This window comes from Nocardioides panaciterrulae, assembly GCF_013409645.1.
GTDB lineage: Bacteria > Actinomycetota > Actinomycetes > Propionibacteriales > Nocardioidaceae > Nocardioides > Nocardioides panaciterrulae.
This window is the reverse complement of sequence record NZ_JACCBG010000001.1, coordinates 2680100-2704277: the sequence shown is the minus strand read 5'-3', so window position 1 is coordinate 2704277 and position 24178 is coordinate 2680100. Positions and strand designations below refer to the sequence as shown.

At 72.9% G+C, this 24178-nt stretch carries 25 protein-coding genes, 2 tRNA genes and 1 riboswitch; of the genes, 20 read left to right on the top strand and 7 right to left on the bottom strand.

The features are described from left to right. Positions 1 to 41 precede the first annotated feature (41 nt). Together BJZ21_RS12850 and BJZ21_RS12845 are read right to left on the bottom strand one after the other, a co-directional pair. Positions 42 to 1310, bottom strand: a complete 1269-nt coding sequence (locus BJZ21_RS12850; RefSeq protein WP_179664113.1) for a DUF2254 domain-containing protein — start codon at positions 1308 to 1310, stop codon at positions 42 to 44. 9 nt (positions 1311 to 1319) lie between these two features. Beyond that, on the bottom strand, positions 1320 to 2189 hold the full coding sequence (locus BJZ21_RS12845; RefSeq protein ID WP_179665684.1) for a 3-methyladenine DNA glycosylase: 870 nt from the start codon (positions 2187 to 2189) through the stop codon (positions 1320 to 1322). 41 nt (positions 2190 to 2230) lie between these two features. Here BJZ21_RS12845 and BJZ21_RS12840 point away from each other — a divergent pair, with 41 nt between their 5' ends. The 12 genes from BJZ21_RS12840 to thiD all read left to right on the top strand — a co-directional run bounded on the left by BJZ21_RS12840 (position 2231) and on the right by thiD (position 11611). Then, positions 2231 to 3040 carry a fumarylacetoacetate hydrolase family protein gene (locus BJZ21_RS12840; RefSeq protein ID WP_179664112.1) on the top strand — a complete coding sequence of 270 codons (810 nt, stop codon included), beginning with the start codon at positions 2231 to 2233 and terminating at the stop codon, positions 3038 to 3040. 53 nt (positions 3041 to 3093) lie between these two features. Next, positions 3094 to 4536 carry a glutamate--tRNA ligase gene (gltX, locus tag BJZ21_RS12835; RefSeq protein WP_179664111.1) on the top strand — a complete coding sequence of 481 codons (1443 nt, stop codon included), beginning with the start codon at positions 3094 to 3096 and terminating at the stop codon, positions 4534 to 4536. Position 4537: 1 nt separating this feature from the next. After that, entirely contained in the window at positions 4538 to 5500 is a 963-nt protein-coding gene (locus tag BJZ21_RS12830) for a CPBP family glutamic-type intramembrane protease (RefSeq protein ID WP_179664110.1), read from the top strand. Positions 5501 to 5543: 43 nt separating this feature from the next. Further along, positions 5544 to 5615 (top strand) — tRNA-Gln (locus BJZ21_RS12825). A gap of 90 nt (positions 5616 to 5705) precedes the next feature. Then, positions 5706 to 5778 (top strand) — tRNA-Glu (locus tag BJZ21_RS12820). A gap of 262 nt (positions 5779 to 6040) precedes the next feature. After that, a riboswitch (TPP riboswitch) is annotated at positions 6041 to 6150 on the top strand. Beyond that, the gene (locus BJZ21_RS12815; RefSeq protein WP_179664109.1) at positions 6144 to 7505 is read left to right on the top strand and encodes a purine-cytosine permease family protein; all 1362 of its coding nucleotides are present in this window, start codon (positions 6144 to 6146) and stop codon (positions 7503 to 7505) included. (Overlaps the previous riboswitch by 7 nt.) Next, entirely contained in the window at positions 7502 to 8134 is a 633-nt protein-coding gene (gene thiE, locus BJZ21_RS12810) for a thiamine phosphate synthase (RefSeq protein ID WP_179664108.1), read from the top strand. The genes BJZ21_RS12815 and thiE overlap by 4 nt, the downstream gene beginning before the upstream one ends. Beyond that, the gene (thiO, locus tag BJZ21_RS12805) at positions 8131 to 9252 is read left to right on the top strand and encodes a glycine oxidase ThiO (protein ID WP_179664107.1); all 1122 of its coding nucleotides are present in this window, start codon (positions 8131 to 8133) and stop codon (positions 9250 to 9252) included. The genes thiE and thiO overlap by 4 nt, the downstream gene beginning before the upstream one ends. Then, entirely contained in the window at positions 9249 to 9449 is a 201-nt protein-coding gene (gene thiS, locus BJZ21_RS12800; RefSeq protein WP_179664106.1) for a sulfur carrier protein ThiS, read from the top strand. The genes thiO and thiS overlap by 4 nt, the downstream gene beginning before the upstream one ends. A 1-nt stretch (position 9450) precedes the next feature. Next, on the top strand, positions 9451 to 10227 hold the full coding sequence (locus tag BJZ21_RS12795; protein ID WP_179664105.1) for a thiazole synthase: 777 nt from the start codon (positions 9451 to 9453) through the stop codon (positions 10225 to 10227). Then, positions 10224 to 10811, top strand: a complete 588-nt coding sequence (locus BJZ21_RS12790) for a thiamine phosphate synthase (RefSeq protein WP_179664104.1) — start codon at positions 10224 to 10226, stop codon at positions 10809 to 10811. Before BJZ21_RS12795 ends, BJZ21_RS12790 begins: the two co-directional genes overlap by 4 nt. Then, complete coding sequence (thiD, locus tag BJZ21_RS12785; protein WP_179664103.1) at positions 10811 to 11611, top strand: bifunctional hydroxymethylpyrimidine kinase/phosphomethylpyrimidine kinase; 801 nt, start codon at positions 10811 to 10813, stop codon at positions 11609 to 11611. Before BJZ21_RS12790 ends, thiD begins: the two co-directional genes overlap by 1 nt. Positions 11612 to 11675: 64 nt before the next feature. Here the strand turns inward: thiD and BJZ21_RS12780 are convergent, their stop codons facing one another. Further along, positions 11676 to 12719 (bottom strand): LCP family glycopolymer transferase, encoded by a 1044-nt coding sequence (locus BJZ21_RS12780; RefSeq protein WP_179664102.1) that lies wholly within the window; start codon positions 12717 to 12719, stop codon positions 11676 to 11678. A gap of 181 nt (positions 12720 to 12900) precedes the next feature. Between BJZ21_RS12780 and BJZ21_RS12775 the strand changes: the two genes are divergently transcribed. Together BJZ21_RS12775 and BJZ21_RS12770 are read left to right on the top strand one after the other, a co-directional pair. Then, positions 12901 to 14439, top strand: a complete 1539-nt coding sequence (locus tag BJZ21_RS12775; RefSeq protein WP_179664101.1) for an AlkA N-terminal domain-containing protein — start codon at positions 12901 to 12903, stop codon at positions 14437 to 14439. A gap of 1 nt (position 14440) precedes the next feature. Further along, positions 14441 to 14914, top strand: coding sequence for a methylated-DNA--[protein]-cysteine S-methyltransferase (locus BJZ21_RS12770; RefSeq protein WP_179664100.1), 474 nt, complete (start codon positions 14441 to 14443; stop codon positions 14912 to 14914). Positions 14915 to 15127: 213 nt separating this feature from the next. Here the strand turns inward: BJZ21_RS12770 and BJZ21_RS12765 are convergent, their stop codons facing one another. Further along, positions 15128 to 15850, bottom strand: coding sequence for an IclR family transcriptional regulator (locus tag BJZ21_RS12765; RefSeq protein WP_179664099.1), 723 nt, complete (start codon positions 15848 to 15850; stop codon positions 15128 to 15130). Between the two features lie 129 nt (positions 15851 to 15979). On the opposite strand from BJZ21_RS12765, the gene leuC reads away from it, so the two are divergent. Together leuC and leuD are read left to right on the top strand one after the other, a co-directional pair. After that, positions 15980 to 17404, top strand: a complete 1425-nt coding sequence (gene leuC, locus BJZ21_RS12760; RefSeq protein ID WP_179665683.1) for a 3-isopropylmalate dehydratase large subunit — start codon at positions 15980 to 15982, stop codon at positions 17402 to 17404. Between the two features lie 10 nt (positions 17405 to 17414). Beyond that, positions 17415 to 18014 (top strand): 3-isopropylmalate dehydratase small subunit, encoded by a 600-nt coding sequence (gene leuD, locus BJZ21_RS12755; protein WP_179664098.1) that lies wholly within the window; start codon positions 17415 to 17417, stop codon positions 18012 to 18014. A gap of 6 nt (positions 18015 to 18020) precedes the next feature. Here leuD and BJZ21_RS12750 read toward each other — a convergent pair whose 3' ends face one another. Further along, entirely contained in the window at positions 18021 to 18716 is a 696-nt protein-coding gene (locus tag BJZ21_RS12750) for a GNAT family N-acetyltransferase (RefSeq protein ID WP_179664097.1), read from the bottom strand. Positions 18717 to 19170: 454 nt separating this feature from the next. Between BJZ21_RS12750 and BJZ21_RS12745 the strand changes: the two genes are divergently transcribed. Continuing rightward, on the top strand, positions 19171 to 19911 hold the full coding sequence (locus tag BJZ21_RS12745) for an HU family DNA-binding protein (protein WP_179664096.1): 741 nt from the start codon (positions 19171 to 19173) through the stop codon (positions 19909 to 19911). Between the two features lie 45 nt (positions 19912 to 19956). Here BJZ21_RS12745 and cofC read toward each other — a convergent pair whose 3' ends face one another. Next, positions 19957 to 20589 carry a 2-phospho-L-lactate guanylyltransferase gene (cofC, locus tag BJZ21_RS12740; protein WP_179664095.1) on the bottom strand — a complete coding sequence of 211 codons (633 nt, stop codon included), beginning with the start codon at positions 20587 to 20589 and terminating at the stop codon, positions 19957 to 19959. A gap of 8 nt (positions 20590 to 20597) precedes the next feature. Here cofC and BJZ21_RS12735 point away from each other — a divergent pair, with 8 nt between their 5' ends. The 3 genes from BJZ21_RS12735 (at position 20598) to BJZ21_RS12725 (ending at position 22885) form a co-directional block, all read left to right on the top strand. Further along, positions 20598 to 20882, top strand: coding sequence for a hypothetical protein (locus BJZ21_RS12735; protein WP_179664094.1), 285 nt, complete (start codon positions 20598 to 20600; stop codon positions 20880 to 20882). 213 nt (positions 20883 to 21095) lie between these two features. Next, positions 21096 to 21866 carry a 1-acyl-sn-glycerol-3-phosphate acyltransferase gene (locus BJZ21_RS12730; protein ID WP_179664093.1) on the top strand — a complete coding sequence of 257 codons (771 nt, stop codon included), beginning with the start codon at positions 21096 to 21098 and terminating at the stop codon, positions 21864 to 21866. Beyond that, positions 21863 to 22885 carry an NAD(P)H-dependent glycerol-3-phosphate dehydrogenase gene (locus BJZ21_RS12725; RefSeq protein ID WP_179664092.1) on the top strand — a complete coding sequence of 341 codons (1023 nt, stop codon included), beginning with the start codon at positions 21863 to 21865 and terminating at the stop codon, positions 22883 to 22885. Before BJZ21_RS12730 ends, BJZ21_RS12725 begins: the two co-directional genes overlap by 4 nt. 158 nt (positions 22886 to 23043) lie before the next feature. Here the strand turns inward: BJZ21_RS12725 and BJZ21_RS12720 are convergent, their stop codons facing one another. Next, positions 23044 to 24171, bottom strand: coding sequence for a trans-sulfuration enzyme family protein (locus tag BJZ21_RS12720; RefSeq protein ID WP_179664091.1), 1128 nt, complete (start codon positions 24169 to 24171; stop codon positions 23044 to 23046). Positions 24172 to 24178: the final 7 nt, after the last annotated feature.

The window sequence follows — 24178 nt, the reverse complement described above, 5'->3', positions numbered from 1 at the left end:
CGCGCTCGCCGATCCGGCGTCGTCCGGGCCGCGGCGCCGGCTCATCGGGCCTGTGGTCCACGCAGCTCGTGGACCTCGGCGGGATCGCCGTGGGTGGAGGCCAGCTCCCAGGATGAGTGCACCTCCTCGGTGCGGACCTGCCGCAGTGCGGCCAGCTGTTCTCGCACGGCCTGCTCCCGCTCCACCGGGACATGCCGCTCGAGGTCGTGCAGCATCGTCTCGAGCCGACGGTGCACCCGCAGGTACCCCATGCCCCAGTGCCGGATCTCGTCGCAGGCCAGCCCGAGGTAGTCCTCCCAGGTCGGCACCGCCAGTCGAAGCCGGACCACGCCGTCGAGGACCGTGTCGCCGACGGCGAGATCCTCGCGGGCGAGCCGGGCGAGCAGCGAGTGGATCCGGTCCAGGCACTGCACCGCGGTGGTCGGGTCGTTGACACCGGGGGACAGGGCCCGCTCGGCGATGTCGACCAACAGCCGGAAGCCGTAGGCCGGGTCGCGGGCCACCTGCCGCTCGTGGCCGAGGCCGAGGGCGGCGTCGGCGTCGACGTCCTCGTCGGTTCGGCCGTGCACCATGAGCAGGGGCCGTCCCGCGACCACCCACGAGCCGGCCGGGACCAGCACCTCGATGCTGAGGTCCTGCTCGGCCGCCAGCCGCACGAGGGCGTCCCGGTCGTACCACGCCAGCACGCCGTCGCGCCGAGCCGTCACCATCCGGCGCGGCCCCTCGACCAGGGCGCCGGCCCGCTCCTGGTCCCCGCCGTACCACGCGTCCAGGGCGGCCGCGGTGTCCCGGAAGGTCCGGTCGATGATCGTGACCACGCGCAGCGACTGCGCGATGTGCTGGATGAAGCCGACCAGGGCGCTGATCGCCGTCAGCGCGAGCACGAGCGCCAGCCCGACGGCGAGCCCTGGCACGAAGGCCTCCCGCTCCGCCGTCTCGCTCTGCACCTCGCGCAGCACCATCAGGCAGTAGGCGAACGTCCCGACGAACGTCGCCAGCGCGCTCCCGGTCCAGCGGTCGCGCAGGAGCGGGCCGAGCACCCGCGGGCTGAACTGGCTCGACGCGAGCTGCAGCGCCACCACGGTGATGGAGAAGGTGAGGCCGGCGAAGGTGAGCACCGAGGTGGCCACGGTCTGCAGGATCGCCTGCGCCGAGTCCGGGCCGCCGCCGAAGAGCAGGCCGTCGTGGCCGCCCAGGCGCAGGTCGATCCGGGGGGCCAGCCAGCCGAACACCACGCCGAGCACCGCTCCGACGGCCGGGATCGTCCAGAACGCGGCGCCGAGCCGGGACAGGGCCTGCCGCACTCGCATCCGGGCACCCTAGCCGTGACCCGCAACCTCCAGGAGCTCCCGGCACTCGTCGATGAGGCGCTGCCGCAGCGGCGCGGCCCGGTCGGCGAACACGCGCTGCGCGGCGGCGTACTGCTGCTTGCCCTCGGCCGTCTCGACGCGCACCGGGTCGAAGCCGAGGTCGGCGAGGTCGTACGGCGACGCCCGCATGTCGAGCACTCGGATGTCGCGGGCCAGCTCGAAGCAGTCCGCGACCAGATCGCTGGGGATCATCGGGCTGAGCCGGAACGCGTGCTTGTAGAGGTCCATCCCGGCGTGCAGGCACGCCGGCTGCTCGAAGTCCGGCCGATCGGCGGAGGTGGGCTGCAGCGTGTTCAGCGGACGCGCGGGCCCGGTGAAGAACCGGTAGGCGTCGAAGTGGGAGCAGGCGATGCGATGGGACTCCACGACCTGGTCGGTGGCCGCCGGCCCCAGGCGCAGCGTCCGGTCCGCGTGCCGGGTCTCGTCCTCGTCCAGGCGGTAGACCATCGCCCACTCGTGCATCCCGAAGCAGCCGAAGTTGGGGGACCGGCCGGCGGTGGCGGCCAGCAGCCGGTGCAGGGACTCCAGCAGCGGCCGCCGGGACGCGACGCACTCCTCGCTGACGGTCACGGGCCGGCCGGCGACCCCACCCTCGTAGCCCTTCAGCCCGGCGTACTCCGACGCGTCGCCGGCGAGCGCGACGCCGTACCCCGGGTGCCAGCGCCGCAGCTGCGCCGGCCGGTGGGAGTAGTAGGTGAACAGGAAGTCGTGCACGGGGTGCTTGACCCGCGCCTCGCGACGGGCCAGGTGCGGTCGCACGAAGTCGTCGACGCGCGCGGCGTGTGCCGCGGCACACGCGCGCCACTCGGGCTCCTCCATCACCTCCACGGCACGAAATCGTAGGTGGATAGGCTCGCGGCGTGCGCATCGCGAGATTCACCACCGGAGAAGACCCCATGTACGGCGTCGTGACCGGCGACGTCGACGAGTTCGGCCAGCCCGACGAGGACAGCGTCGTCGTGGCGCTGGCTGGCGACCCGCTCTACGTCGGGGTGAAGCTGCTCGACCAGGAGCACAAGCTCGCCGACGTCCGGCTGCTCGCCCCGGTCCTGCCCCGCAGCAAGGTGATCGGCATCGGCAAGAACTATGCGGCGCACGCCGCCGAGATGGGTGGGGAGGTGCCGGCCGAGCCGCTGATGTTCCTCAAGCCCAACACCAGCGTGGTCGGCCCCGGCGACCCGATCTTCTACCCGAAGCAGACCCAGAACCTGCATTTCGAGGGGGAGCTGGCGGTGGTGATCGGCCGGATCTGCCGGGACGTGCCGCGCGAGCAGGCGACCGACGTGATCCACGGCTACACGATCGCCAACGACGTCACCGCCCGCGACCTGCAGCGTTCCGACGTGCAGTTCACCCGCGCCAAGGGCTTCGACTCCTTCTGCCCGCTCGGGCCCTGGATCGAGACCGACCTCGACCCCAACGACTTCGCCGAGGGCCGCAGCGTCCAGACGTTCCTCAACGGTGACCTCAAGCAGGACGGCAACACCCGCGACCTGATCTTCGACATCCCCACGCTGGTCGCGCACGTCTCGAGCGTGATGACGCTGCTGCCTGGCGACGTCATCCTCACCGGCACCCCGGACGGTGTCGGTCCCATGAACGTCGGCGACGAGGTCGAGATCTCGATCGCCGGACTCGGCACTCTCACGAACAAGGTGGCACTGCGTTGAACGACCAGGGGTTGACCGACCAGGGGTTGCGCACCCGTCCCATCCGCGTCCGCATGGCGCCGAGCCCGACCGGCTCGCCGCATGTCGGGCTGGCCCGCACCGCCCTCTACAACTGGGCCTTCGCCCGTCGTCACGGCGGCACGTTCGTGTTCCGGATCGAGGACACCGACAAGGAGCGGAACACCGAGGAGTCCTACAACTCGCTGATCGACCTGTTCCGCTGGCTGGGCCTGGACTGGGACGAGGGTGTCGAGAAGGGCGGCGAGCACGGCCCCTACCGGCAGTCCGAGCGGACCGAGATCTACGCCGACGTGCTGGCGAGGCTGCGCGCCTCGTCGTTCACCTACGACTGCTACTGCACCACCGAGGAGGTCGACGCGCGCCGCAAGGCGTCGGGCTCCAAGGTGATGGGGTACGACGGCTTCTGCCGCGACCTCACCGAGGAGCAGGTCGCGGCGTTCCGCGCCGAGGGCCGCCGGCCGTTGGTGCGGTTCCGGATGCCCGACGGGTCGGTCACCTGGGACGACCTGGTCCGCGGCGAGATCACGTTCCAGACCGAGCACGTGCCCGACTTCGCGCTGGCCCGAGCCAACGGCGACCCGCTCTACACGCTGACCGCGCCGGTGGACGACGCCACGATGGAGATCACCCACGTGCTGCGCGGCGAGGACCTGCTCTCCAGCACGCCGCGCCAGATCGCGCTGTTCGAGGCCCTCAAGGCGATCGGCGTCGCCACCGAGACGCCGGCCTACGGCCACCTGCCCTACGTCATGGGCGAGGGCAACAAGAAGCTGTCCAAGCGCGACCCGCAGGCGCACATGGAGCTCTACCGCGCGCAGGGCTTCCTGCCCGAGGGGCTGCTCAACTACCTGGCGCTGCTGGGATGGGCCATCGCCGCGGACCGCGACGTGTTCACGCTCGAGGAGATGGTCGAGGTCTTCGACCTGAAGGACGTGAACCCGAACCCCGCCCGCTTCGACCTGAAGAAGTGCGAGGCGATCAACGCCGCGCACATGCGGATGCTCAGCGTCGAGGAGATGACGCGGCGGGTGTTGCCGTTCCTCAAGAAGGCCGGCGTCGTCGGCGATCCGGTCCGGGACTCCGACGCGCAGCTGCTCGAGCTCGCCATGCCGCTGGTCGCCGAGCGGATCAACAAGCTGACCGAGGCCGTGGACATGCTGGGCTTCCTCTTCGTCGAGGAGGCGGCCTTCACGCGCGACGAGGCGGACGCCGCCAAGCTCCTCGACGAGACCGGGCGCGGGGTCGTCCGGGCCGCGCACGACGCGGTCGCGGACGTGAAGTCCTGGTCGACCGCCGACATCCAGGCCGCCCTGCAGGCGAAGCTGGTCGACGAGATGGGCCTCAAGCCGCGGCACGCGTTCGGGCCCGTCCGTGTGGCCGTGACCGGTCGCCGGGTCTCGCCGCCGTTGTTCGAGTCGATGGAGCTGCTCGGCCGGGAGCGGTCCCTCGCCCGCCTGCGCGGCGCGCTGGCCTGACGTGACCGGCCTGCCCGTCCCGGCGCCCCGGCCGGGGCTCGACTACCACCAGGTCCACCGGGGAGGGCGGCCCGGCTGGTGGCGCCCGGTCGTGGGGACGTTCGGGCTCGTGGTGGTGATGCTCGGGCTGGTGCCGCTGCTCGTGCAGCTGCCCTTCGCCGCCGGGTACGCCGCCGCCGGTGACGACGTCGGCGCCAAGATGCACCGGCTGGTCGACCTGCAGGACCCGACGCCCGCCGGACTGGCGTACCTCAACCTGGTGCTCGCGGCGGCGATCCCGGTCACCTGGGCCCTCCAGCGGCTCGTGCACGGCCTGCGACCCGGCTGGCTGGCCTCGGTGCGGCCGCGGCTGCGGTGGCGGTGGTTCGCGACCTGCCTGGGGCTGGCGGTGCTCTCGCTGGTCGCGACGCTGCTGGTCTCGTCCTTGGTGCCGTCCTCGTCGAGCGACCCGCAGCTGAGCGGGCACCTCAACAGCTTCACCGACACCACCCGCGGCTTCCTGCTCGTCGTGCTGTTCCTCACCCCGCTGCAGGCGGCGGGGGAGGAGTACGCGTTCCGCGGCTACCTCACCCAGGCCTTCGGCGGGCTGTTCCGCAGTCGGTGGGTCGCGGTGGTGGGGCCGGCGGTGCTGTTCGCGCTCGCTCACGGTGCACAGAGCGCGCCGGTCTTCTTCGACCGGTTCGCCTTCGGCGTGGTGGCCGGGGTGCTGGTGATCGGCACCGGCGGGCTCGAGGCGGGGATCGCGATGCACGTGCTCAACAACTGGCTGGCGTTCGGTCTCGCGCTGGCGTTCGGTGACATGGGGTCGACGCTCAACCCGACCGGCGGCAGCTGGTGGAGCATCCCTGTGACGCTCACCCAGTCGCTGGTCTACCTCGGCCTCGCGCTGCTCGCGGCCCGTCGTACGGGCGTCCGAACGGCCACCGAGAGGGCCGTTTTGCTCGCCCCGAAGGGGCGCGTGTAAGGTTCCATCTCGGCTCGGCGGGAAACCGGACGGGCCCGGCCATTGGGATATGGTGTAATTGGCAGCACGACTGGTTCTGGTCCAGTTAGTCTAGGTTCGAGTCCTAGTATCCCAGCGAAGTCCCGGTCCAATCGGCCGGGATTTGGTGTGAAAAGCCCAGTTCTACTAGGGTTTCACCCGCTGCTCGATCAGAGCGGCAAGGCAAGCCCCCGTTGTGTAGCGGCCTAGCACGCCGCCCTCTCAAGGCGGTAGCGCCGGTTCGAATCCGGTCGGGGGTACAGAGGCGAAGTGAGGCCCTGGCCAGCGAAAACGCTGGCCAGGGCCCCATTGTCATTTCGCTGTGACGCGCGCTGCGGCAAGAGCGGATCGGCCCGGGCGGCAAGCCGCAGCTCGGTGCACGGGTGCGTGCGGCTTCGCGGGCCCGGTTCAGGGTCGATCAGGAACGCGCCCAGTGCGCGGAGCGACCGACCAGGTCGGAGATCAAGGGGCCACCAGCATCTGGTCGGTGTCGGGCGGGACGGGATCGAGGTATACGGTCGAGCACAGCAACGCGGGAGCTCGTGCAATCGGGCTGAGAGGGTGTCTGCTTCGACACCGACCGCCGAACCTGTCCGGGCAATGCCGGCGGAGGAAGGTGCTTTCGATGAGCGACACCACCACGGACCACGGGGTGAACCGGCCCGGCTCCGCCACCCACGACGCACCGCTCACGCTGGAGCAGCCGACGGTCGGCTCCCTCGGGTTGACCGACACCCTTGGCCTGTGGGGCAACCTCGGCATCAGCCTGCTGCTGCCGGTCGCGGCGAGCTACGTGGTGCTGGCCGACCGGCCGCTGTCGGTGACCCTGCTGGCCATCGTGGTCGGCGCCGTGATCGGATCCGTGCTGCTCGGCCTGGCGGCGGCGCCGGGTGCCCGCCAGCGGGTGCCCGCGATGGTGCTGCTGCGCGGCGTGCTCGGCCGGCACGCCTCGGCGCTGCCGACGGTGCTCAACCTGGCCCAGTGCGTCGGGTGGGCGACCTTCGAGATCGTGATCATCGCCGAGGCCGCCTCCACGGCCCTGGGCACCCCGCGGTGGCCGTTCGTGCTCGCCGCCGGAGTCGTGGCCACCGGGATGGCGCTGCGGCCGGTCGGTGCGATGCAGGTGCTGGCCCGATACGCCGTGTGGGTCGCCCTGGCGGCTGTGGTCTACCTGTTCGTCCGGGTGCTCGCCCACCCGCTGCCACCGCTGCACGGCGGTGGTGCCCCCTCGTTCTGGGCCGCCGTCGACATCGTGATCGCGCTGCCGGTCTCGTGGTTCCCGTTGGCCGCCGACTACACCCGCCACGTTCGGTCGGGGCGGGCGGCCTTCACCGGCTCCGCGGTGGGGTACGGAGCCGCCACCATCGCCTTCTTCACCTTGGGCGTGCTGGCTCTGGCGGCCTACGGCACCGAGGGGCTCGACGTCATCGGGGCCCTGGTGGCGGTGCCCTTCGGCGCGGCGTCGGTGCTGGTGCTGGTCGTGGTCGAGGTGGACGAGGCGTTCGCCAACATCTACTCCACGGCGATGTCGGCGCAGAACCTCGTGTCCCGGGCCGACCGGCGGATCCTGGCGGCCGGCGTCGGGGTGCTCGCGACGCTGTTGGCGCTGACCTTCGACATCGCCAGCTACGAGGCGTTCCTGTTCCTGATCGGCGCGGTCTTCGTGCCGCTGGCGGGCGTGTTCGTCGTGGCTTACTACCTGCTCCCGCGGGACCGGTGGGACGTCTCGTCGACGGCGCCGACGCGCCCGGCGCTGCTGCTGGCCTGGGCGGCCGGGTTCGTGGCCTACCAGCTGACCCTTCCGACGTACTTCGACGGCCCCGGCGCGGGCTGGACCGACTGGTGGACGGCCCGCCAGCACGACCTCGGGATCGACCCGGCCAACGGCTGGTCGGCCTCGCTGGTGAGCCTGGCGGTGGCCTCGGTGCTCGCCGTGCTGCTCGCCGGGCCGGGAGCGCTGGCCGCCCGGTCGAGGAGGCGGTCGTGAGTCGTGACGTCCGCGGCCTGCACGTCCTGACCGACGTCCGCGACGGGCGTGACTGCCTGGTGGCGGTGTCCGCGGCGGTCGCCGCCGGCGCCCACGTCGTCCAGGTGCGCGCCAAGGGCGTCACCGACCGCGAGCTGTTCGACCTGGCCGGCCACGTCGTGCAGCGGTGCCGCTCGTACGACGCCTTGTGCATCGTCGACGACCGGGTCGACATCGCGCTGGCCGTCGGCGCCGACGGTACCCATCTCGGGGAGCACGACCTGCCGATGGCGGCCGCGCGCCGGCTGGCCGGCGCCGGCCACCTCCTGGGCGGCACCGCCCGCACGCCCGAGGCCGCCCGTGAGCTGGTGGCGGCCGGGGCCGACTACCTCGGGGTCGGCCCGGCCTTCGCCACAGGGACCAAGACCGGACTGCCCGACGCGCTCGGCCCCGAGCGCGTCGGGGCGGTCGCGGCCGCGGTCGACGTGCCCGTGATCGCCATCGCGGGCGTCACCGCCGACCGGGTCCGTTCGCTGGTGGCCGCGGGTGCCGCCGGGGTGGCGGTGGTCTCGGCGGTCTCCGAGGCCCCCGACCCGGCTCGGGCGGTCCGTGACCTGCTGGCGGCGCTGGGACGGGACGGCACGAGATGACCGGGTCGGTGGTGATCGCCGGCGGCGGCCTGATCGGGGTCGGGATCGCCTGGCGCTGCGCCCAGCGTGGTCTGCGCGTCACCGTCGTGGACCCCCGGCCGGGTGCCGGTGCGTCGTACGCCGCCGCGGGGATGCTGGCCCCGGTGACCGAGGCGGCCTACGGCGAGGAGCGGCTGCTGCAGCTGTGCCGGGCCAGCCTCGACCGGTTCCCCCGCTTCGTGGAGGAGGTGCAGCAGGCCAGCGGCCTGCAGGTCGGGCTCCGCACGGTGGGCACCCTGGTCGTGGGGTTCGACGCCGACGACATGGCGGCCCTGCAGGAGCAGCACGAGTTCCAGCGCCAACTGGGCCTGGAGGTCGAGCGGCTCACCCCGCGCGAGGCCCGGCGGCGGGAGCCGGCGCTGTCGCCACGGATCCGCGGCGCCCTGGCCGTCGACGGCGACCACTCCGTCGACGGACGCAGCCTGCACGCGGCCCTGCTCTCCGCGGCCGAGGCCGCGGGTGTCCGGGTCGTCCGTCGGAGGGCCACGTCGCTGGTGGTGCACGAGGGCCGGGCGAGCGGGCTGGTGCTGGACGACGGCAGCACGGAGTCCGCGGAGTCCGTCGTGGTCGCCCTGGGCGCGTCCTCCGACCGGCTGCCGGGCGTGCCCCGGTTGGGGGTCCGGCCGGTGAAGGGCCAGATCCTGCGGCTGGCCGGCGCCGGCGGCCTGCTGCGCGGGACGGTCCGGGCGCTCGTGCACGGACGGCAGGTCTACCTCGTGCCCTACGGCCAGGACCGGCTCATCGTGGGCGCCACCGTGGAGGAGCGCGGGTTCGAGACCACCGTGACCGCCGGTGGTGTCCACGACCTGCTGCGCGATGCGGTCGCGGTGGTCGCCGGCGTCACCGAGCTGGAGTGGGTGGAGGCCATCGCCCGCTGGCGTCCGGGCACGCCGGACAATGCCCCCGTGATCGGTCCCACCTCGGTGCCCGGGCTGGTGGTGGCGACCGGGCACTACCGCAACGGGGTGCTGCTCACCCCGGTCACGGGGGACGTGGTCGCGGAGCTCCTGGCGACCGGTGTGCTGCCGGACGTGGCGTCCCCGTTCGCCGTACCCGACCTGACAGGGAGCAGACCATGAGGCTGACGCTGAACGGGACCGACACTGAGCTGAGCGACGGCACCACGGTCGAGCAGATGGTCGCCGAGCGGGCCGGGACGCAGTCCCGGGTGGCGGTGGCCCGCAACGGTGAGGTGGTGCCCAGGAGCGCCTGGGCGGCGACAAGACTGATGGAGGGCGACGACGTCGAGGTGCTCGTCGCCGTGGCAGGAGGATGAGGTGAGCGACGTGGAGCAGTTCGAGGTCGGCGGGGAGAGGTTCAGCTCCCGGCTGATCCTGGGGACCGGCGGCATCCCGAGCCTGGACGTGCTCGAGCGGGCGGTCAAGGCGTCGGGGACCCAGCTCGTCACGGTGGCGCTGCGCCGGGTCGAGAGCTCGCGCAGCGGCTCCCTGTCCCAGGTCCTGGAGGGCTGCGGGGTGCGGCTGCTGCCCAACACCGCCGGCTGCCGGACCGCGCACGAGGCGGTGCTCACCGCCCGCCTCGCGCGAGAGGCGTTCGAGACCGACTGGGTCAAGCTGGAGGTGATCGGTGACGAGGACACCCTGCTGCCGGACCCCGTGGAGCTGGTCGACGCGGCCGAGCAGCTGGTCGCCGACGGGTTCACCGTGTTCGCCTACACCAACGACGACCCGATCACGGCGCGCCGGCTGGCCGACCTCGGCTGCGCGGCGGTGATGCCGCTGGGCTCCCCGATCGGCAGCGGGCTGGGCATCCGGAACCCGCACAACATCGCGCTGATCCGCGAGCAGGTGGAGGTCCCCGTCCTCCTCGACGCCGGCATCGGCACCGCTTCCGACGCCGCGCTGGCGATGGAGCTGGGCTGCGACGCGGTGCTGCTGGCCTCCGCGGTCACCCGGGCGCGCGACCCCGAGCAGATGGCGATGGCGATGCGGCACGCCGTCGAGGCCGGTCGGCTGGCCCGCGGTGCCGGGAGGATCCCCAAGCGGTGGCACGCCGAGGCCTCCACGCAGCGGGAGGGGTTGCCATCGCTGTGAGGCTGCCGGGGCTGCTCGTCGTGACCGACCGCGCGCAGGCCGGCGAGCCCCTGGAGGACGCGCTCGTCCGGTTGGCCGACAACGGGGTCCGCGGCGTGGTGCTGCGCGAGAAGGACCTGCCGTACGACGAGCGGAGCCGGTTGGTCGACCGGGTCGTCGACCGGCTGGCGGACCACGACGTCGTGCTGCTGGTCGCGATCGGCCGCGACGGCCGACCCGCGGGACCCCGTGTGCACCTGGCCGCCGACGCGGACTTCCCGACCCCCCGCCCCGAGATCGTGGGCAGGTCCTGCCACGACGCGGGTGAGGTCGGCCGGGCCGCCGCGGAGGGGTGCGACTACGTGACGGTGTCGCCCGTCTTCCCCAGCGACTCGAAGCCGGGCTACGGCCCGTGCCTGGGGCCCGACGGACTGGGTCGTCTGCTGGCCGGTGCGCCGCCGGCGTACGCCCTCGGCGGTGTCCTGCCCGGGCACGTCGAGGCCTGCCTGTCGGCGGGCGCCGCGGGCGTCGCGGTGATGGGACCCCTGATGCGCGAGCCCGCCCTCGCCGCCGACTACCTCGCCGCCCTCGGACAGGAGACCTGATGACCCCGACCGTCGCTCTCACCATCGCCGGCTCGGACTCCTCCGGCGGTGCCGGTGTCCAGGCCGACCTGAAGACCTTCGCCGCACTCGGCGTCTTCGGTGCCTCGGCGATCACCGCCCTGACCGCGCAGAACACCACGGGCGTCGTCGCGGTGCACACCGTCCCGCCCGAATTCGTGCTCGCCCAGGTGGAGGCCGTGCTGGCGGACCTGCCGGTGGCCGCGGTGAAGACCGGGATGTTGGCTGACGCCGGGATCGTCGCGGTCGTCGCCGAACTCGCCTCCGCTGGTCGGCTGCCCCGCCTGGTGGTGGACCCGGTGATGGTCTCCTCCAGCGGCGACCGGCTCCTCGAGCGTGACGCCGAGCGGGACTACCGGTCGGCACTGCTCCCGCACGCCGCCGTGGTCACTCCCAACGTCCACGAGGCCGGGGTACTGCTGGACCGACCGATCGGCACCCTCGCCGACCAGCACGAGGCCGCCCGGGCCCTGGGGTCGACAGGTGTCGCCGTCGTGGTGACAGGGGGACACGAGGTCGCCGAGACCGGACAGGAGGCCGTTGACGTGGTCTGGGACGGCAACCGCACCTATGAGCTGCGCTCCCCCCGACTGGTGGCGTCGAACAACCACGGCACCGGCTGCACCTTCGCCTCCGCGGTCGCCGCGGGCCTCGCCCGCGGCCTCGACCTCGAGCCGGCGCTACGCCGGGCGAAGGCCTACGTCGCATCGTCGATGGCCTCGTCCGCGCAGTGGCACCTGGGATCCGGGCACGGGCCCCTGGACCACTTCGGCTGGAACTGACGCGGTCGACGCCGCGATCCGGAAGCACCTGCGCCATCGCGCCCAATGACCACCGCGGGAGGGCTCAGGCGCAGAGGCCGTTGGCGGCGGCGTCCTCGCGTGGACCGTGCGGGTGCTCGGCGGTGATGGCGCCGTGTCCGAGCCGGCCGAGCGGCTGGTCGTGGATGACGCGTCGCCACAGCTTCGGCGCCTCGTCGGTGAGCTGCAGCCGACCCCAGCGAGGATCGCCGACCGGGAAGTCCGAGGTCGGCGCGGTGACGAACCTGATCTGGTCGAGCTCCACGTGTCGCAGCGAGGACCCCAGCCGGGCGAGCGGGGCCGCGCCCGCCAGGTCCGGGCTGGTCTCCAGCGAGCCGGCGAGCTCGCTGGCGAAGTGGAAGAGCCGGTCGGGGCGACCGAGGGTGTCGCTGGACATCACCTTGTCGATCATCGAGGCGAGGAACGCCTGCTGCCGCTTCATCCGGCCCAGGTCGGAGTTCGCGGTGGAGTGCCGCTCGCGCACGTACTCCAGCGCCCGCTCGCCGTCGAGGGTCTGCACCCCTGCGTCGAAGTGGATGTGGGCCGTCGTGTCGTCGACCTGCTGCGGCAGGCACACCTCGACGCCGCCGATCGCGTCGACCATGCCCTTGAAACCACCGAAGTTCACGGTGAGGTACTCGTCGACGTAGATCCCGGTGACCGCCTCCACCTGCTCGACGGTGCACTCGGGGCCGCCCACGGCGTACGCCGTGTTCCAGGTGGCGTCCTCGGCTCCGGGGACGGTGTGACCGTCCTCGGTGCAGTCGGGCCGGTCGACGAGGGTGTCACGCGGGATCGAGATGCCGTACGCCGAGCGGCGACCATCGGCGATGTGCAGCAGGATCGTGGTGTCCGACCCGCCCTTGCCGGTCGCGTGGTCGATGCCGCATCCCGCACAGTCCCGGCGATCGGTGCCCATCAGCAAGATGTTGAGCTCGGAGTCGTCGCGGGCCGGCTGCTGCCGGTGTGCGTGGTGGTGGATCCGCTCGCCCGCGGAGATCCTGCCGTCGATGTGTCGGTAGGCGAAGGCCACGGTCGACGCGGTGGCCAGGGCGACCACCAGCTCGGCGACCAGGATGACGCGCAGCACGGTGGCCCCGTGCCGAGGACGGGGGCGTCGCGGGAAGGCAGCCGGCATCGTGGTCCCTCGGTCGGTGGCTGGGAGGACTGTCGAGACTAGGACGGACCGAACGGCCCGTCGGTTGCCTCGACGCGGCGGCCGTGTCCGAATCCCGCGAGATGTGATCGCCGGCATGGGTGATGATGGAGCCATGGATGCGGACGCAGTGGGCACGGCCGGCCTCGACATCGAGTCCTGCTACCGCGCGGTGAAGTCGCGCGACCGGCGCTTCGACGGGGTGTTCTACACCGCCGTGAGCACCACGGGCATCTACTGCCGGCCGTCCTGCCCGGCCCGCACGCCGGCGTACGCGAACGTCACCTTCCACCGCAGCGCCGCGGCGGCACAGGCCGCCGGTTATCGCGCGTGCAAGCGGTGCCTGCCCGATGCCACGCCCGGCAGCCCCGACTGGGACGTCGCCGCGACCGCTGCCGGTCGCGCGATGCGCCTGATCGCCGACGGAGTGGTCGACCGGGAAGGTGTCGACGGTCTGGCCCGCAGGGTCGGCTACACGTCACGACACCTGTCCCGGATCCTCGCCGCCGAGCTCGGAGCAGGGCCCCTGGCGCTGGCGCGGGCGCGACGGGCGCAGACGGCCCGGGTGCTCATCGAGACCACCTCCCTGACGTACGCCGAGATCGCGTTCGCGGCGGGCTTCTCCAGCGTCCGGCAGTTCAACGACACCGTGCGCGAGGTGTACGCCGCCACGCCGACCGAGCTCCGGGGCCGACGCGGGGGCGGCCGTGCCTCGACCGGCAGCGTCACCATGCGACTGGCCGTGCGCACGCCGTTCGCGGGCAGGGCGCTGCTGGACTTCCTGGCCCACCACCTGGTGCCGGGCGTCGAGGTGGCGGGCCCGGGCTGGTACGCGCGCACGCTCGACCTCCCTCACGGGCCGGGCACCGTGCGGCTGGCGCTCGGGGACGAGCCGCAGGAGGGTCAGACGGCGCTCGTGACCGCGTCGTACGAGCTGACCGACCTCCGCGACACCGCCGCCGCGGTGGAGCGCACCCGTCGGTTGCTGGACGCCGACTGCGACCCGCTCGCGATCGCCGCGCACTTCGCCGGCGACCCGGTCATCGGGCCGCTGGCCCGGCGGCACCCCGGCCTGCGGGTGCCCGGACAGGTCGATGGCGACGAGGTCGCGATCCGGACGGTGATCGGCCAGCAGGTCAGCGTCGCGGGCGCCTGCACGGTCACCGGGCGGCTGGTCGCCGCGCACGGCCGGCCGGTCGCCAGCGCGGTCCCCGGGCTGACCCACCTGTTCCCGGACGCGGCCACGCTGGCCGAGGTGGATCCTGCGTCCCTGCCGATGCCGCGGTCGCGGGGGCGGGCGCTGGTCGCGCTCGCGGGCGCGCTGGCCGCCGGTGCGGTGGCGCTCGATCGCGGCCCGGACCGAGCCGCCGTCCGCGAGGCGCTGCTGTCGCTGCCCGGCATCGGGCCGTGGACGGCCGACTACGTCGCGATGCGTGCGCTGGCCGACCCCGACGTCTTCCTGCCCACCGACGTGGGCGTGCGCAACGCGCTGACCGGGCTCGGCCACGACCCCGTGACCGTGGTCGGCCGGGCCGCCGAGTGGCGGCCGTGGCGCTCCTATGCCCTGATGCACCTGTGGAACACCCTGATGCCGCCGACCGCGGCGACCGTACAGACCGTCCCGACCGTCTGGGCCGGGACAGAGGAGGCCTGACATGTGGACCCTGATGGACAGCCCCGTGGGCGAGCTGCGCCTCGTCGAGGAGGAGGGCGCGATCACCGCCATCCACTTCGCGCCCGACGAGGCGCGAGCCGACGACGGCGGGCGCGAGGACACTCGCCCGGTGCTCGTCGAGGCGGTGCGGCAGCTGCGTGCGTACTTCGCCGGCGAGCTGGAGGAGTTCGACCTCCCGCTCGCGCCCGCGGGCACGCCGTTCCAGGCCAAGGTGTGGGAGCAGCTGCGCACCATCCCCTACGGCGAGACCCTGACCTACGGCCAGATCGCCCTGCGGCTGGGACTGACCGGCCACGGCTCACGGGCGGTCGGGCTGGCGAACGGCCGCAACCCGATCCCGATCGTGGTCCCGTGCCACCGGGTGATCGGCGCGAACGGCACCCTCACCGGCTACGCCGGCGGTCTCGCGCGCAAGCAGACCCTGCTCGAGCTCGAGCAGACCGGCCTGTTCTGACCGTCAGGCGCCGAGTCGGCGCAGGTTGACGTGCTGGGCGCGTCGAGTCGGCGCAGGTTGACGCGGGGTGCGCCGAGTCGGCGCAGGTTGGCGCGCTGGCTGCGCCGAGTCGGCGCAGGTTGGCGCGTGTGTACGGCGTACCTGGGTGCCAACGAGCGCCGACTCGGCGTGCGGCGGATGTCAACGAGCGCCGACTCGGCGTGCCGAGGCGCGCTACTCCGCGGCGGCGCGACGCAGGGACTCGGAGAGCCGCTCGGCGGCGGCGAGGACGGCGGGTGCGTGCATCCGGCCGGGCTGCCGGGAGAGCCGTTCGAGGGGGCCGGAGACGGAGACGGCGGCGAGGATCTTCCCGCTGGGGGAGCGGACCGGGGCGGACACCGAGGCGACGCCCTGCTCGCGCTCGCCGACCGATTGCGCCCAGCCGCGGCGACGGATGCCGGACAGGGCGGCGGCGGAGAAGGCGGCGTTCTGCAGTCCGCGGTGCATCCGCTCGGGGTCCTCCCAGGCCAGCAGCACCTGGGCGGCGGAGCCGGCACGCATGGTCAGCTGGGAGCCGACCGGGATGGTGTCGCGCAGGCCGCTGGGTCGCTCGGCGGCGGCCACGCAGACACGGTGCTCGCCCTGGCGCCGCCAGAGCTGCGCGGACTCACCGGTGATGTCGCGCAGTCGCGCCAGCACCGGTCCGGCAGCGGCGAGCAGCCGGTCCTCACCGGCGGCCGCCGACAGCTCGGCGAGGCGCGGGCCCAGCACGAAGCGCCCCTGCATGTCCCGGGCCACGAGCCGGTGGTGCTCGAGGGCGACCGCGAGCCGGTGCGCCGTCGGGCGGGCCAGGCCGGTGCCGGCCACCAGTCCCGCGAGCGTGGCCGGGCCCGACTCGAGGGCGGTGAGGACCAGGGCGGCCTTGTCGAGAACGCCTACTCCGCTGCTGTTGTCCATATGGCAATACTGCCGTCTCAGAAGGTGGGATGCAAGCGCTAGGGTGTTCCATGTCGCCGCCACCGGGGTCGAACCTCCTGTGCAGCGGGCAGTCGTCGTTGAGAGAACCGAAGTGTGAGGGAGACAGTCATGGGCAAGACCCTGGCCGAGAAGGTCTGGGACGAGCACGTCGTCCGGTCCGCCGTGGGGGAGCCGGACCTGCTCTACATCGACCTCCACCTGATCCACGAGGTGACCTCGCCGCAGGCCTTCGACGGGCTGCGGCTGGCCGGCCGGAAGGTCCGCCGCCCCGACCTGACGCTGGCCACCGAGGACCACAACGTCCCGACGCTGAACTGGGACAAGCCGATCGAGGACCCCGTCTCGCGTACCCAGGTCGAGACCCTGCGGCGCAACACCGAGGAGTTCGGCGTCCGGCTGCACCCCCTGGGCGACCTCGAGCAGGGCATCGTCCACGTCGTCGGCCCGCAGCTCGGCCTGACCCAGCCCGGCATGACGATCGTCTGCGGCGACAGCCACACCAGCACCCACGGCGCGTTCGGCGCGATCGCGTTCGGCATCGGCACCTCGGAGGTCGAGCACGTGCTCGCCACCCAGACGCTGCCGCAGGCCAAGCCGAAGACCATGGCCGTCACCGTCAACGGCACGCTGCCCGAGGGCGTCACCGCCAAGGACCTGGTGCTGACGCTGATCGCCCACACCGGCACCGGCGGCGGCCAGGGCTACATCGTGGAGTACCGCGGCGAGGCCATCGAGGCTCTCTCGATGGAGGGCCGGATGACCGTGTGCAACATGAGCATCGAGTGGGGCGCCAAGGCCGGCCTGATCGCCCCCGACCAGACGACCTTCGACTACATCCACGGCCGCCCCGAGGCGCCCGAGGGCGCCCAGTGGGACGCTGCGGTCGAGCACTGGCGCAGCCTGCGCACCGACGACGACGCCGTGTTCGACGAGGAGATCGTCCTCGACGCGAGCACGATGACGCCGTTCGTCACCTGGGGCACCAACCCGGGGCAGGGCGTCCCGCTCGGGGCGAGCGTGCCCGACCCCGCGTCGTACGACGACGAGGGTGACCGCGTCGCGGCCGAGCGGGCCCTGGAGTACATGGCCCTCGAGGCCGGCACCCCGATGCGTGAGATCAAGGTCGACACGGTCTTCGTGGGCTCGTGCACCAACGGCCGGATCGAGGATCTGCGCGCCGCCGCCGAGATCGTCCGGGGTCGCCACGTCGACAAGAACACCCGGCTGCTCGTGGTCCCCGGCTCGGTGCGGGTGCGTCTGCAGGCCGAGGAGGAGGGCCTCGACGTGGCCTTCAAGGAGGCCGGCGCGGAATGGCGCGGGGCCGGGTGCTCGATGTGCCTGGGCATGAACCCCGACCAGCTGCAGCCGGGGGAGCGCAGCGCGTCGACCTCCAACCGCAACTTCGAGGGCCGCCAGGGCAAGGGTGGTCGCACCCACCTGGTGTCGGTGCCGGTCGCGGCCGCGACCGCGATCCGCGGCACGCTGTCCTCGCCCGCTGACCTGGAGCCGGTCACCGCCGGCGCGAGAGACTGAGAGGCCCGCCATGGAGAAGTTCCGCACCCACACCGGCGTCGGCGTGCCGCTGCGCCGCAGCAACGTCGACACCGACCAGATCATCCCGGCGGTCTACCTCAAGCGCGTGACCCGCGACGGCTTCGAGGACGGCCTGTTCGCCGCCTGGCGCAACGACCCGTCGTTCGTGCTCAACCAGCAGGCGTACGCCGCCGGCTCGGTGCTCGTGGCCGGTCCCGACTTCGGCACCGGCTCCTCCCGCGAGCACGCGGTCTGGGCGCTGCAGAACTACGGCTTCAAGGCCGTCATCTCGCCCCGCTTCGGTGACATCTTCCGCGGCAACGCGGGCAAGGCGGGGCTGCTCGCGGCGCAGGCGGACGAGAAGGTCGTGCAGCGGCTCTGGGACCTGCTCGAGGCGGAGCCCGGAGCCACCGTGACCGTCGACCTCGAGGCCCGCACCGTGCGTGCCGGCGAGGGCCCGGACGCGATCGAGGACTCCTTCGACATCGACGACTACACCCGGTGGCGGCTGCTCGAGGGCCTCGACGACATCGGCATCACGCTCGGCCACGACGACGAGATCGCGGCCTACGAGCGCAGTCGCCCGAGCTGGAAGCCCGCCACCCTCTAGGGAGTCTCAGGCGGGGCGCAGCGCCAGCTGGGTGCAGTACGCCGCGAACCCGAGCCGGCGCGCGGTGGCCAGCGAGCCCAGGTTCGTGTTCCGGGCACCCCAGCGCGCGAGCCCGTGCGCGGTGACGGCGTACGACGCCGCGTGCCGCGCGACGACCGGGGCCAGGCGCCGGCCCCGGGCCTCGGGCGCGACCAGCACGCCGACGTCGCGCGGCAGGCCGTCCCACGCGTTGAGGTTCGAGGCGGCCACCAGCACACCGTCGCGCTCGAGCCCGAACGGCCTCGAGGTGTCCGCGAAGCCCGACTCACGCCAGTCCGCGTCGCCCGCCCTGGAGCGCAGGGACGCGAGCTGCTCGACGGTCGGCACGACCACCCCGGGGACCGGCCCCGGGTCGACGTCGAGGTAGTGGTGGGTGCTCGGTCCGATCAGTGCGACCCCGCGCTCCTCCGCGAGCTCCGCCCAGAAGGCGTCTTGCCGCAGGAGGTCGGGCGCCGCCCGGACGAGGTGGGCCGCGAGGTCTTCGACGTCGTCGGCGGGAGCCGAGACGTGCACGCCCTCGCCGCGAAGGGCGACGAAGAGCCCGGGGTAGTCGCCGAGCACCCCGTGGGGCCGGACGGTCACCGAGGACCACAGGGACCGCTCCTCGATGGCGAATACCCCGGACCACCACCGCTGCAGATACTGCTCGTTCTCGGGCCGCATCGAGCCGATGGTAGTCATCGGCGTGGCGCGGCAGTGGGCAATGGGCGGGCGGCAGTGGGCGGTGGTCAGGATCGGTGGGCGGCGAGAACTCCAACAACGGCGGAGGATCCGCGGACGAGAAGGGTCCGCGGAGTACGGCGGCCGCGCGGTGGCGCACGCTCTCGGATCGCGCCTCGGGCGGCCCGCGCGCGGTCCCTCCGGCCCGCGTTCTCGAGCCTCGGCCAGGCCCGGATCCCCTGTGCTGACTGGGAAATCGAGAACTTCGCTGTCACCGACCGGTGATGATTCCCTGACCGGAAAAGGTCGAAAGCCCCATGGTTGAGCGCATTCCGGGCGGTAAAAAGGTCGAGAAATCGTCGGCGTGGCGATTGTGGGAATGCTCGCGAAAACCTAGCGTGCGTGCAAGAACGTCGAGCACGGGCTCGGCCGCAGAGGTTCATTGGAAGGGAAGCTAGTGAACAAGTCTCAGCTCATCGATGCACTGGCCCAGCGCTACGAGGGAAATCGCAAGGCCGCCCAGCACGCGCTCGACTCCGTCCTCGACACCATCACGCGCGAGGTCGCGAGGGGTGAGAAGGTCGCGATCACCGGTTTCGGCTCGTTCGAGAAGCGCATCCGCCAGGCGCGCTGGGTCCGCAACCCGCAGACCGGCGAGCGGATCAAGGCGAAGAAGACGGCGGTTCCGAAGTTCAGCGCCGGTGCCGACCTCAAGAACGTCGTGTCCGGCGCCAAGAAGCTGCCGAAGCTGACGCTGACCGCGTCGGGTGCGGCCGCCAAGAAGGCGACGGCTCCGGCCAAGGCGGCGGCCTCCGCGGCCAAGAAGGCCGCTCCGGCGAAGAAGACGACGGGCACGGCCAAGAAGACCGCGGCCAAGAGCACGCCCGCCAAGAAGACGACGACGGCGAAGAAGGCCGCCACCACGACCAAGAAGTCGGCGCCGGCGAAGAAGGCGCCCACCTCGAAGTCCACCGCGTCGAAGTCGACCGCGTCGAAGTCGACCGCGTCGAAGTCGACGGCGGCGAAGTCGACGGCGGCCAAGAAGTCCTCGACCGCCAAGAAGTCCTCGACCGCCAAGAAGTCCGCGCCGGCGAAGAAGACGACGGCGAAGAAGACCAGCGCGGCGAAGTCCGCCCCGGCCAAGAAGACGACCACGGCCAAGAAGACGACGGCGAAGAAGGCCGCCAAGAAGTCCTGAGCAACAGCGTCACACGGTGGCGGGTCTCCCTCGGGAGGCCCGCCATCACTGCGCCAGGACCGGCCCCGCGGCCGCGACCGTGTGGTCGCCGAGACCGAGCGCCAGCACCTGGCGCAGATCCTCGAGGTCGTCGACGTCGTGGCGCAGCGTCCGCAGGTCCCCGCCGAGCTCGACCGCGCCGGTTCCCAGGTGGGCCAGCCGCGACCCCACACCGAACCGCGGGTCGAAGTGGTCGAGCGGCGCGGCGTACATCGTGGTGCCCACGCCCGCCGCGTCGGAGACGAAGCACGGCCTGGCCGCCGGCACCGCGGCCAGCGCCTCGTCCAGGTCGCCGGGTCGCAGCGCCGGCAGGTCGGCGCAGACGGCGACCGGCTCCAGCTCCGGCCACCGACGCCCGGCCTCCGCCGCGGCCTGCCGCAGCGTCGCGTTCAGGTCGCCGGACACGCCGTCAGGGATGGCCGCGCAGCCGGCCTCGGCGAGCCGCTGCGAGAAGGCCGCGTCGTCGGTGACGGCGAGGACCGCCGCCACGCGGCCGGCAGCCAGGCACGCCGCGACGGTGTCGAGCGCGAAGGCGGCGGCGAGGCCGCGGCGCAGCTCCTGGGACGGCGCGACCAGCCGGGACTTGCCCTGGGCGGGCGGCTTGACCGGGACCAGCACGGCGAACTGCGGCGACGTCATCGTCGCCATTGTCCCACTGGGCGGGTGCCACCGGCCTCCCCGGCCGGACCCTCGGCCGACCGACAGGGGCGGCGTCCCCCTTCGTCCCCGACGACGAGCTGCGCCGGGCGCTCTCCGAGGACACCGCCGACGCGATCGTCCGGGAGAACGAGGAGTCCCGCCTCGCCGGGTTGCGGGCCTCGCTGTTCGTCCTGGCCCTGCTCGCACTGCTCGCGCTCTTCGTCTCCGAGGGCATCCCGAGCCGCCAGCCCGGCGCAGCGGATGCCACGGGACCGGCTCGAGCCGCCCGGTGACGCCGCGTGGCCCCTGACGGGTCGGGTGCGTCCGCACCGACGAGCCGGCCGTGCCCGGGTGTGCGTGGCGAGACCAGCGGCGGTCCGCGACCCGCCGCGCGCCGCGCGGGGATCGAGCGTGTCGCGACTGGGGGAGCGGCCCGCCCGACCGGATAACCTGCACTCGACGGGTGGCAACGCGGTCCGGAGGCCGCAGAGACGACAGGGACGTACGTGACGGTTCGGAAGCTGCAGCAGCCGCGTGGGTGGGCGTTCGACATCGCCGTGGCGCTGATCAAGCCGGCGCTGCTCGCCACGACGAGACGCAACTGGATCGACGGCGAGAAGATCCCCGCCGAAGGCGGTTTCATCCTCGTGCTCAACCACGTCTCGCACGTCGACCCGCTGACCGCCGCGCACCTGCTCTACGACCACGGCCGGCTGCCCCGCTACCTCGCCAAGTCCGGGCTGTTCAAGAACAAGGCGCTCGCCTACTTCCTCGACGCGGCCGGCCAGATCCCCGTCGAGCGGCTGAGCAAGAACGCCGTCGGCGCGTACGACGCAGCCGTGCGCGCCGTGCAGGCCGGCCAGTGCGTGGTGGTCTACCCCGAGGGCACGATCACCCGGGACCCGGACATGTGGCCGATGACCGGCAAGACCGGTGCGGCCCGGATCGCGCTGGCGACCGGCTGCCCGGTGATCCCCGTCGGCCAGTGGGGGGCGCAGCAGCTGCTCGCGCCGTACGCCAAGAAGCCCGACCTCTACCCGCGCAAGCTCGTGACCATGAAGGTGGGCGACCCCGTCGACCTCGACGACCTGCTCGCGCTGCCACCCGCCACCGCCGTGACGCAGCAGGCGACCGACCGCATCATGGCCGCGATCACCGCGCTCGTGGAGGACATCCGCGGCGCGAAGGCGCCGGCCGAGCGGTTCGACGTGCGCAAGGCCGGCGTGCCGGAGACCGGCAACCCCTACAAGGTCGACCGCAAGAAGGAGCGCCGATGAGTCTCGAACCGACCCCGCACGGCAAGGTCGCCGTGTTCACCGCCGGGTCGTGGGGGACGGCGTTCTCGATGGTGCTCGCCGACGCCGGGAACGAGGTCGCGATGTGGGCGCGGCGCGACGAGGTCGCGCGCGCCGTCAACGAGCAGCACGAGAACCCCGACTACCAGCCCGGCGTCGAGCTCCCGCCGTCGGTGTCGGCGACCACGGACGTGGAGAAGGCGTTGCACGGCGCCGACATGGTCGTGCTCGCCACGCCGTCGCAGTCGCTGCGCGCCGGCCTGACCGAGTGGGCGCCGTTCATCGAGAAGGACGCCGTGATCGTCTCGCTGATGAAGGGCGTCGAGCTCGGGACCCTGGAGCGGATGAGCGAGGTCATCGCCCAGGTGACCGGCGCCGGACCCGAGCGGATCGCGGTCGTCAGCGGCCCGAACCTGTCGCCCGAGATCGCCCGGCGCGAGCCGGCCGCCTCGGTGGTGGCGTGCGCCGAGGAGTCGGTGGCGAAGCTGATCCAGGCCCGGATCCACTCGCCGGCGTTCCGTCCGTACACCAGCACCGACGTCCTCGGCTGCGAGCTCGGCGGGGCCTACAAGAACGTCGTGGCGCTCGCGGTCGGGATGGCCGTCGGGCTCGGCTTCGGCGACAACACCACCGCCTCCGTGATCACCCGGGGGCTGGCGGAGACCGCCCGGCTGGCGACCCAGCTGGGCGCCAACCCGCTCACGCTCATGGGCCTGGCGGGGCTCGGGGACCTCGTGGCGACCTGCTCCTCGCCGCTCTCGCGCAACCGCACGTTCGGCGAGAAGCTCGGCCGCGGGATGACGACCGAGGAGATCTACGCCAGCACCCGGCAGGTCGCCGAGGGCGCGAAGTCCTGCTCCTCGCTGCTCGCGCTGGCCCGCAGCCGCGGGGTCGACGCGCCGATCGCCGAGCATGTCGAGGCGGTGGTCGCCGGCCGGATGACCGCGCAGCAGATGATGGACTCCTTCATCGCCCGGGACACGAAGGCCGAGGCCGACTGATGAGACGGCCAGGCGCGACCGAGGTACGAGGTCGGGCCGTCGGCCGGCCAGGTTGAGCAAGCGACGCGACCGAGGAACGAGGTCGCGCGAGCGCGTCGAAACCCGGTGACGTGCTCGCCGGGGGTGTGGACGTCGACCGGGCCGCGCCGCCGCTCGGCTCAGACCACCCCGTCGAGCGCGCGGACCAGGTCGTCCCACAGGTCGTCGACGTCCTCGATGCCGACCGAGAGCCGCACCAGCCCCTCGGGGATCGTGGCCGGCTCGGACTTCCAGCGCCGCCGGCGCTCGAACGTCGACTCGACCCCGCCGAGCGAGGTGGCGTGGACCCACAGCCGGGTCTTGTGGGTCAGCAGGTCGGCGGCGAGCGCGCCCTGGGCGAGCACGACCGAGACGATGCCGCCGAAGCCGGGGTAGCGGACCTCGCCGACCGCCGGGTGCGCGGAGAGCCGGCGGACCAGCTCCTGGGCGTTGGCCTGGGCGCGCTCGACCCGCAGGTGCAACGTGCGCAGCCCCCGCAGGGCCAGCCAGGCCTCGAGGGTGCCGGGCACGGCGCCCAGCAGGTCGCGCCGGCCCTTCAGCACGCCGTACAGCTCCTCGCTGCGGGTGACCACCGCACCCATCAGCACGTCGCTGTGGCCGGCGAGGTACTTGGTGGCCGAGTGCACGACCAGGTCGACGCCCAGGTCCAGCGGCTTCTGCAGCAGCGGGGTCGCGAAGGTGTTGTCGACGACCACGTAGGCGCCCGCCTCGTGGGCGGCCACCCGGATGGTCTCGATGTCGGCCACCTCGAGCGCCGGGTTGGTCGGCGACTCCAGCCAGACCAGCGCGGCGCCGTCGCAGGCCTTGACCACCTCGTCGGTGTCGGTGACGTCCACCAGCTGCGTGCGCAGCCGTCCGCGCGCCTCGAGGTCGCCGAGCTGCATGACCGTGCCGTTGTAGGCGTGCCGCGGGACGACCACCTTGGCGTCGGTCCCGACGAGGTCGAGCACGGTCGCGACCGCCGCGAGGCCGCTGGCGAAGCTCAGCGCCCGGCCGCCCTCGAGCGCGCCCAGCGCCTCCTCGAACGCCGCCCAGGTCGGGTTGCCGTAGCGGCCGTACTCCAGGTCGCCGCCGGCGACGTACGTCGAGGCCATCACGATCGGCTCGTTCAGCGGCTGGTCGGGGGAGTGCGCCGGCCGGCCGGCGGCCACCGCGACCGTCGACGGCTTCCACGCGGGGTCGAGGCCGGTGCGGCTCGGGGTGCTGGGGGACACGGGGGAGGGGCCGGTGGGCGGGTCCGCGGACATGGACCCG